This is a genomic window from Bacillus sp. S4 (assembly GCF_040838205.1).
GTDB lineage: Bacteria > Bacillota > Bacilli > Bacillales > Bacillaceae_G > Bacillus_A > Bacillus_A cereus_U.
The window spans coordinates 1-8,380 of record NZ_JBFPJI010000142.1; the positions used below are offsets into that span (position 1 = coordinate 1).

Sequence of the window (8,380 nt, forward strand, 5' to 3'; positions counted from 1 at the left end):
CAGTATAAGAAGGAAGAGGATTTAAATTATATTGATGCAGTATATGAGATTGCTTTACAATGTATTGAATTAAAAGAATGTGAAGAAGCGAAAGATTGGATCGGTAAAGGGATAGATGTCGCGAAGAGGGATGAAAAGTATAAAAGTATGCTATATATACTTTTAATGCTTAAGTATAAATACTTTGAAACTAAAGATGTTTATAAAAAATTTTTAGAAGTTGAGGCAATCCCATTTTTTAGAGGTGAAGAGAATAAAAAGGAATTAAAAATGGTGTATTTAGAACTAGCAGGGTATCATGAAGAATTATTAGAGTTTCGAGAAAGTAATAACTATAATAAATTAGCAATTAATTTATTAGAAGAAAAGGGAGGAAAATAATATGAAGAAAATAATTATTGGTGCTTTGGCTTTGGTAGCTGTATTAGTGGTATTGGAACCGCAATATGCTTGGACATCGGATATCTATGGTCAAGGAGAGAAAGTAGTTGAAGTGATAAACTCTTAATAAAAACCCCTTTCCAAACGGAAAGGGGTTTCTCATTATTTGTTCCCTAAAATTCTACAAAACTTGAGAAAAAAGTTATTTGAATTTTTAGTATATTAATAGTGGAAACATAATGCTAATATGAAATTACTCTTTTTCAAAAATTTTTTATTAGGGGGAAGGTTATATGAAAAGGAAGAGTTTAGCATTAGTGTTAGCAACAGGAATGGCAGTTACAACGTTTGGAGGGACAGGCTCTGCATTTGCGGATTCTAAAAATGTGCTCTCTACGAAGAAGTACAATGAGACGGTACAGTCACCTGAGTTTATTTCTGGTGATCTAACTGGAGCGACTGGCAAGAAAGCGGAATCAGTTGTGTTTGATTACTTAAACGCGGCAAAAGGTGATTATAAGTTAGGAGAAAAGAGTGCGCAAGATTCTTTCAAAGTGAAACAAGTGAAAAAAGACTCTGTCACTGATTCAACAGTAGTACGTATGCAACAAGTTTACGAGGGAGTACCTGTATGGGGGTCTACTCAAGTAGCCCACGTAAGTAAAGATGGTTCTTTAAAAGTACTGTCTGGAACAGTTGCGCCTGATTTAGACAAGAAGGAAAAGTTGAAAAACAAAAATAAGATTGAAGGCGCAAAAGCAATTGAAATCGCGCAACAAGATTTAGGGGTAACACCTAAATATGAGGTGGATCCAAAAGCGGACTTATATGTATATCAAAACGGTGAAGAAACAACATATGCATATGTTGTGAATTTAAACTTCTTAGAGCCAAATCCAGGAAACTATTACTATTTCATTGAAGCGGAAAGCGGTAAAGTGTTAAATAAATATAATAAACTTGATCATGTAACGAATGATGATAAGTCACCAGTTAAACAAGATGCTCCGAAACAGGATGCGAAAGCGGTTGTAAAGCCTGTAACAGGAACGAATAAAGTGGGAACTGGTAAAGGTGTATTAGGAGATACGAAATCGCTTAATACAACGTTATCTGGATCATCTTACTACTTGCAAGATAATACGCGCGGAGCAACGATTTTCACATATGATGCGAAAAACCGCTCAACATTACCAGGAACATTATGGGCAGATGCAGATAATGTTTTCAATGCAGCGTATGATGCAGCGGCAGTTGATGCTCATTACTATGCAGGCAGAACATATGATTACTATAAAGCTACATTTAACAGAAACTCTATCAATGATGCAGGAGCGCCATTAAAATCAACAGTCCATTACGGAAGTAAGTATAATAATGCGTTCTGGAACGGCTCGCAAATGGTATACGGAGATGGTGATGGTGTAACATTCACTTCATTATCTGGTGGCATTGATGTAATTGGACACGAATTAACACATGCTGTTACGGAAAACAGTTCAGATTTAATTTATCAAAATGAATCAGGAGCTTTAAATGAAGCAGTTTCTGATATTTTTGGTACGTTAGTAGAGTATTATGATAACCGTAACCCAGATTGGGAGATTGGTGAAGATATTTATACACCTGGTAAAGCGGGAGATGCACTTCGTTCTATGAGTGATCCTGCAAAGTATGGTGACCCAGACCATTATTCTAAGCGTTACACTGGTTCAAGTGATAACGGTGGAGTTCATACAAACAGTGGCATTATTAACAAACAAGCTTATTTATTAGCAAATGGCGGTACGCATTCTGGTGTAACTGTAAATGGTATCGGCAAAGATAAATTAGGTGCAATTTACTACCGTGCAAATACACAGTATTTCACGCAATCTACTACATTTAGCCAAGCGCGTGCTGGCTTAGTGCAAGCTGCAGCTGATTTATATGGTGCTAGCTCTGCAGAAGTAGCAGCAGTTAAGCAATCATTTAGTGCTGTTGGTGTAAACTAAGATATTTCTATTCGTAAGATATATATATTAATAGAATATACTTCAAAAAATAAAGAAGGAGCCTATGCTCCTTCTTTATTTTTTTCTCCATTTTTTCCACAAATAAAATAATCCAACACAACCTGCGATTGTAATAATCCATTTCGCTTCATTTGTTCCGTTAATGACATGATATGCAGAATATACTTCAATCAATAAGGCTGGTACTTTCCCTATTGTACTGGCAATACTGAAAGAGAGTAATGACATTTTGCCGAGAGCTGCAAATAAAGTAACGATACTGGACGGAATGAAAGGAATAAAACGAAAAGATAGGACGAGTAGAAATGCCTCTCTGCCTTCTACGTAAAGAAGACGTTCTACCTTTGGATACTTATTTACTTTATCGTGAGTGAACTTTTGAAGGCCTATGCGATAAATATAAAACGAGATAATAGCCCCTAATGCCTCACCTGAGATCGAAATGATTGTGCCATTTGTTACACCGAAGAGCTGTATATTAATGGCGGTCAAAAAAATACTAGGGATAAAACCTAAAAGACTGATGATGATGTTGATTAAGATACTAAGTGGAATTGCGATTGAATAATAGTCTGTTAAGAAGTTTTGAATTGTTTCAGCCATTTTATAAAATCCTTTATCTTTTTTTGCATTACACCATATTTCCATTGTATAGGCAAGTGCAAATTTACATAATGTAGAAAACAGTTGATAGAAAGGGGTTTGTATACCTTATATAGGTATTGGGTATATAAAAATAGGGGTATATTTATTATATTTAAAAAACACTCCATAACCCTATATTTAAAGGGTTTATGGAGTGTTGTGATTGGTGTTTTTATCTGGGAAATAATCAGAAAAACATGGGGGTATATTTTAAGGAGGGCGAAAAACAGTGATTTGATGAAAGGGGGTTGGAAAATATAGTGAAATGAATGAGGGATTTTAAAACTGTATACATTTTTTCTTTGTGAAATTGACTTTTAGTGGAGTTACGATAATAATCATGGAAGAGGTGATACGATGAAACGACTAAGTAGTCTTTTCTTGAGTAGTTTATTGGCACTAATGCTGATTTTAAGTGGATGTGCAGGAAAAGAACAAAAAACAGAAAAACCAAAAGAGGATCATTCTACATCAGTAGAAAAAATTAGTGATAATATTTTAGATGAAATGGAAGGGCCACCTAAAAATGGTCATACGATTGAAAGGCATGTAGGAAAATCAGAAGAGGATTTGAAGAATCGTTTGAAGACAGATAAAGTTTCAGCGGCAAGTACATACTATGATAAGGAAACAGCGACAAAGGCTGTGAAAGATAGTTTAAAACAACATGATAAAGAAATTCAGGATTGGTTGAAAAACTCTAAAGAGGCTCGCCTTGTATTGAATACAACTCATTCATTCCCAGTTGGAAAAACAGTAATAAAGAAAAATATGAATGTAAAAGACAAACTAGTAAAGACTGTTACTGTTTTAGCGAGAGATAAATCAGGAGATCTAGGATTTAAGATTATTACTTCTTATCCATCAGATAAATAAAGGGGGGAGTATATATGTATCCAACATTACAATACTTTCTTAAATCGTACTGTACGTTAAGTATTCATGAGGATGAAATAGTAAGCGTGATGGAAGAGTTCATAGAGCAAGAAGACGAAGAAATTGTTTTGAAATTACGCGATGAATTAGTAAATATGAAGAAAAAGAACGCGTGGGAAGAAGCGTGCGTATTAGCTGCGAAGCAAGGGAATCGTATGTGGTCTTTAGAAGAAACGAAAGACCATCTTGAAACTTTTTTACTATTATTGCAAAAGAAAAAGGCGTGAGTAGATCACGCCTTTTTCTTTTGCTTTTTGAAATTTGTCCGTTTGATATTATCTTATTGTTTTGGGGCACTTTTATATACGCTTTTTGAAATTTGTCCATTTGATATTACTTCACCGTTTTGTGTTACTTTTTTGTACGTAACCGCTGTTATTTTATCACCAGTATTACTAATTACTTGAGAAGAAACTTCAACATTTTTACCAGTATTTGTACCGAAAATACGTGTAGTAATACTGCCGCCATTTGAAAATGCTTGAATGTAAATATGCTTACCTGTATTGTTTTTAAATTTTAAATCCGGACCATAATCTGCCACTGCTGCATCTTGCCCAAGTGGTAAATAATTTACGGGCATAGAATGATTGCTTCGAGAAACAATTCCTAAATCTGCCCTTAAAGCTGCACTATATAAAGTACTACTTACTTGGCAAACACCTCCGCCTGCACTTTGTATAACTTTACCTTGTGAATATACTGCTGCGGATTTATAGCCATTTGCAGCATCAGTTACGCCAACACGACCATTAAAACTAAACGTTTCATCAGGTGCTACAATAACTCCACTTAAAGTATTAGCTGATTTACTTACGTTATAGGACTGATTTCCATTACGGCCAGCCATTGGGGTAGAGTATTCAGCAATCACTTCTTTAATCCCCATTTGTTGTATATCTTCTGTAGAACGTTCAGGTTTTATTGGTGTAACTGGTAATACCACATCGGATGTGCCAGAAGTAATAGCCTGATTCGTTAAAGCGGTTAATTGTCCTTTATCAATTTTTTCCCCATTTTGACTTTGGCTAATATTCACTGTAGAGCCTTCAACACTTAATTCGGCGTTGACAGGATTTTTTAATGTTTCATTATATTTATCCTTTATAAAGGTTTCATAAGTTGTTGTATTTAATTGTGGTGTTAATTTATAGTCACGTTTTACTTCACCGTTTTCAGCTTGCTTACGCATGTTGTAACGATTCATTACGTTCCCTTCTTGCTCTTTAAAGATATTGTCGACAATATCCTTCTCTTTATAATCTACTCCTAAATCTTTCCATGTGTAATTTTGTTTATCATTTTGGAATACGTAGTTAAGAGATTTTTGATTTAATTCATTCACCTTTTGATTAACAAGGGCTTGAATATCTGCTTTATTTTTTCCATCAAGAGAAATACCTTCAAATGTAGTGTTTGGTAGTGCAGTTGTATTTAGTTGAGTATTTAATTTGGATACATATTGATATCCACCAATACCACCAACACAAAGTAATATGCCACCAGCAATAGCGGAACCAATCAGTATTTTGCTTAGCTTCATTTATTTCCCCCCAGAAAAATTTGTATAAATATATGTATTACATTTTTTGTATAAAAATGATGAAAATAACATTATGTACGTACTAGTATACTATTATTTTCACTACGCGTGTAATGTTTTCATAAAAAATGTTACACTGTTGTAATAATTGTCTCTTTTTGTCACAATATGTATGAGAAATATGTTGAAAATTATAATAAAAAGGCTGCTTAGAAAAATCTAGCAGCCTTTTTATTATAATTTTTTATGCTCATTTTTATTCGTAACACCGAGATGTTCTTGAAGTGTTGTCGATATATCATTAACACTTTTTTCGTTTGGAACGTAATAATAAATACCACCTATATATTTATCAGTACCTTCCACTTGCAATTTATCCATTTTCAAATTTGAATCCATTGAATTTTTTGCAATAGTCATCATATCATCAAAAGTTAAATTTGTTTTTAAGTCTGTATCGACAGCATCTAATAGGCTTCCGATTTTATTAATGGAATTGAGAGATAGTGCTTTTTCAGCAATAGCCTCTAAAACAAGTTGTTGTCGTTGACCGCGCATATAATCACTATCAATATGGCGAGTTCTAGCTAGTGCAAGTGCTTCTTCTCCATTTAAATGTTGACGCCCTTTTTTTAGGTGAATTGCATCTGCTTCGTCGCTACTGTTTTGTTCTGTGAACTCAACTGGAACGTCGACAGTTATACCACCTAGAGAATCAACGATCTTGATAAAGGATTTGAAATTAAATTTTACGTAGTAATCAACTGGGACATCTAAAAATTTTTCTACTGTATCAATTGTGCTGTCTACACCACCGAATACGTGTGCATGTGTAATTTTATCATATTTATCACGTGATTTAATGTAGACGCGTGAATCACGTGGAATGCTGACTAGTTTAACAGATTTATCATTTTTATTAATTGTTGCAAGTAGTAATGCATCTGTACGAGTCGCTTTTCCGTAACCTTTTTCCCTAATATCACTTTCATCAACACCCATGATCAGGACAGAAATATTATCAGTCATAGGTTTAACAGCTTTTTCACGTTTGCTGGATTTATCTCCTCGGCCGAGTTCAGAATAGGCGTTGCTTAAGACGGATTTTGCTTTACTGTATATATGGAAGGAATAGCCTCCTGCTCCCATTGCTACAATAAGTAAGGGAATAAGAAGGAACCAAAGTAGGCGCTTTTTCTTTGAACGTCCTTTTTTGGCTCGAGTTTCGTTGTTAATGTCGGATTTCATCATTTTTTCTCCTTTAAAACAATCAAAGTGTATACATCTAAAAGTGTATTAAAACACATAAAAAATATTTTACGCTAAATAAAAGGTATTGTACATGTATAAAAAAAGATGTCTTGATTATTTATCCCGCATTAACGGGCAGTAAAACTCCCACCTCAAAGTCCAGCGAATGCAAGGAAGTTAGGTGGGAGATAACTGCCCGATTGGTTCAACTAATAATCAGTGGGGGATAGCCCCCTCTGATTAAAGTTTCACTTTATAAGACATCTATTCGTTAGTGTATACAAAAGACAGGGATAAGAAAATGATAAAATTTTACCTAATTAAAGCATAATACTTACAATAATCGCAGATAAAATACTAACAAGAGTAGCTCCGTATAGTAATTTTAGGCCGAAGCGGGCAACAACATTTCCTTGTTCTTCGTTTAACCCTTTTACCGCACCGGAAATAATTCCAATGGAAGAAAAGTTGGCAAAAGAAACGAGGAAGACAGAAATAATACCAACTGTACGGATAGAGAGAGTGCTGGAAATTTTACTAAGATCCATCATTGCTACAAATTCATTTGTTACAAGCTTTGTTGCCATAATGCTACCCGCTGTGACAATTTCAGAACTTGGTACGCCAATAAGAAATGCAATAGGGGCGAATACATAGCCTATTAGTTGTTGGAAAGTAATGCCGAATATAATGAGGAATAGGTCATTAATGCAACTCATTAATGCGACGAATCCAATGAGCATAGCGCCGACGACAATAGCTACGCGAAAACCATCAAGAATGTATTCTCCAAGCATTTCAAAGAAACTTTGTTTTTCCCCTTTTATTACCAAAATGTCTTCATCATCGTTAACGTCGTAAGGGTTAATAATGAGTACGATAATAAAACCACTAAATAAATTGAGAACGAGTGCGGTTACTACATATTTTGGTTCAATCATTGTCATATAGGCACCGACAATGGACATAGATACTGTTGACATAGCAGAGGCGCAAAGTGTATATAGTCGATGTTTTGGAATTTGGGCTAATTGTTTTTTAACTGTAATAAAAACTTCTGATTGGCCGACAATAGCGGAAGCGATGGCGTTGTAAGATTCTAATTTCCCAAGACCGTTTATTTTACTAAGAAAGAAACCAATCCAACGAATAAAGAATGGTAGTATTTTGAAATGTTGTAATATACCAATTAAGACGGAGATAAAGACAATCGGTAATAATACGTTAAGGAAAAATGGCATTTCCCCTTTATTTGCAAGGCCACCAAATACAAAGTTTATACCACTGGCAGCATACTCAAGTAGCCTCGTAAACAGGCTGGAAATTATCGTAATAAGTATGAGACCAATTTCTGTATTTAATAATAAATAGGTTAAAATTAACTGTATAATAAGCATGATGAAAATTGGTTTAAATTTAATATGCTTTTTATTGTTGCTAGCAATGTAGGCGAGGAAAAAAACAACGATAAGTCCAACGAAAAAAGTGATAAATTTCATAATAAGCCCCCTAAAAGAGATATTCTGATATATATGTTTTTCATTTAAAGTGAGAATATGCATGTTTGGTAAAGAGAGGAATAGAGGAATCATGAATATATGTAGAGTAC

8 protein-coding genes and 1 pseudogene are annotated in these 8,380 nt (G+C 34.4%); 5 read left to right on the forward strand and 4 right to left on the reverse strand.

The annotated features are described in order from the left end of the window. The 3 genes and pseudogenes from AB3X48_RS14060 to AB3X48_RS14070 form a co-directional block, all read left to right on the forward strand. Window positions 1-381, forward strand: a pseudogene (locus AB3X48_RS14060) (transcriptional regulator); the annotation flags it as partial. Window position 382: 1 nt separating this feature from the next. Further along, window positions 383-508 carry an NprX family peptide pheromone gene (locus AB3X48_RS14065; protein WP_002113982.1) on the forward strand — a complete coding sequence of 42 codons (126 nt, stop codon included), beginning with the start codon at window positions 383-385 and terminating at the stop codon, window positions 506-508. A 166-nt stretch (window positions 509-674) separates the two neighbouring features. Further along, window positions 675-2,375 carry a M4 family metallopeptidase gene (locus AB3X48_RS14070; RefSeq protein WP_016103503.1) on the forward strand — a complete coding sequence of 567 codons (1,701 nt, stop codon included), beginning with the start codon at window positions 675-677 and terminating at the stop codon, window positions 2,373-2,375. A gap of 75 nt (window positions 2,376-2,450) precedes the next feature. Here AB3X48_RS14070 and AB3X48_RS14075 read toward each other — a convergent pair whose 3' ends face one another. Beyond that, entirely contained in the window at window positions 2,451-2,999 is a 549-nt protein-coding gene (locus AB3X48_RS14075) for a TVP38/TMEM64 family protein (protein ID WP_002159331.1), read from the reverse strand. A gap of 399 nt (window positions 3,000-3,398) precedes the next feature. On the opposite strand from AB3X48_RS14075, the gene AB3X48_RS14080 reads away from it, so the two are divergent. Together AB3X48_RS14080 and AB3X48_RS14085 are read left to right on the forward strand one after the other, a co-directional pair. Then, window positions 3,399-3,917 (forward strand): RNase A-like domain-containing lipoprotein, encoded by a 519-nt coding sequence (locus tag AB3X48_RS14080; protein ID WP_002204496.1) that lies wholly within the window; start codon window positions 3,399-3,401, stop codon window positions 3,915-3,917. 14 nt (window positions 3,918-3,931) lie between these two features. Continuing rightward, on the forward strand, window positions 3,932-4,204 hold the full coding sequence (locus AB3X48_RS14085) for a hypothetical protein (RefSeq protein WP_002113995.1): 273 nt from the start codon (window positions 3,932-3,934) through the stop codon (window positions 4,202-4,204). A gap of 53 nt (window positions 4,205-4,257) precedes the next feature. Here AB3X48_RS14085 and AB3X48_RS14090 read toward each other — a convergent pair whose 3' ends face one another. From AB3X48_RS14090 to AB3X48_RS14100, 3 genes are all read right to left on the reverse strand, one after another. Continuing rightward, window positions 4,258-5,520, reverse strand: a complete 1,263-nt coding sequence (locus tag AB3X48_RS14090; protein ID WP_016103504.1) for a VanW family protein — start codon at window positions 5,518-5,520, stop codon at window positions 4,258-4,260. A 234-nt stretch (window positions 5,521-5,754) separates the two neighbouring features. Further along, window positions 5,755-6,771, reverse strand: coding sequence for an LCP family protein (locus AB3X48_RS14095; protein ID WP_016103505.1), 1,017 nt, complete (start codon window positions 6,769-6,771; stop codon window positions 5,755-5,757). Window positions 6,772-7,091: 320 nt separating this feature from the next. Continuing rightward, window positions 7,092-8,270 (reverse strand): NupC/NupG family nucleoside CNT transporter, encoded by a 1,179-nt coding sequence (locus AB3X48_RS14100; RefSeq protein ID WP_016103506.1) that lies wholly within the window; start codon window positions 8,268-8,270, stop codon window positions 7,092-7,094. Between the last annotated feature and the right edge of the window lie 110 nt (window positions 8,271-8,380).

Bases quoted from the DNA above. Each gene is read 5' to 3' on its own strand.
- AB3X48_RS14065 (WP_002113982.1), top strand. From the start codon at position 383: ATGAAGAAAATAATTATTGGTGCTTTGGCTTTGGTAGCTGTATTAGTG.
- AB3X48_RS14090 (WP_016103504.1), bottom strand. From the start codon at position 5,520: ATGAAGCTAAGCAAAATACTGATTGGTTCCGCTATTGCTGGTGGCATA.
- AB3X48_RS14070 (WP_016103503.1), top strand. From the start codon at position 675: ATGAAAAGGAAGAGTTTAGCATTAGTGTTAGCAACAGGAATGGCAGTT.
- AB3X48_RS14085 (WP_002113995.1), top strand. From the start codon at position 3,932: ATGTATCCAACATTACAATACTTTCTTAAATCGTACTGTACGTTAAGT.
- AB3X48_RS14080 (WP_002204496.1), top strand. From the start codon at position 3,399: ATGAAACGACTAAGTAGTCTTTTCTTGAGTAGTTTATTGGCACTAATG.
- AB3X48_RS14100 (WP_016103506.1), bottom strand. From the start codon at position 8,270: ATGAAATTTATCACTTTTTTCGTTGGACTTATCGTTGTTTTTTTCCTC.
- AB3X48_RS14075 (WP_002159331.1), bottom strand. From the start codon at position 2,999: ATGGCTGAAACAATTCAAAACTTCTTAACAGACTATTATTCAATCGCA.
- AB3X48_RS14095 (WP_016103505.1), bottom strand. From the start codon at position 6,771: ATGATGAAATCCGACATTAACAACGAAACTCGAGCCAAAAAAGGACGT.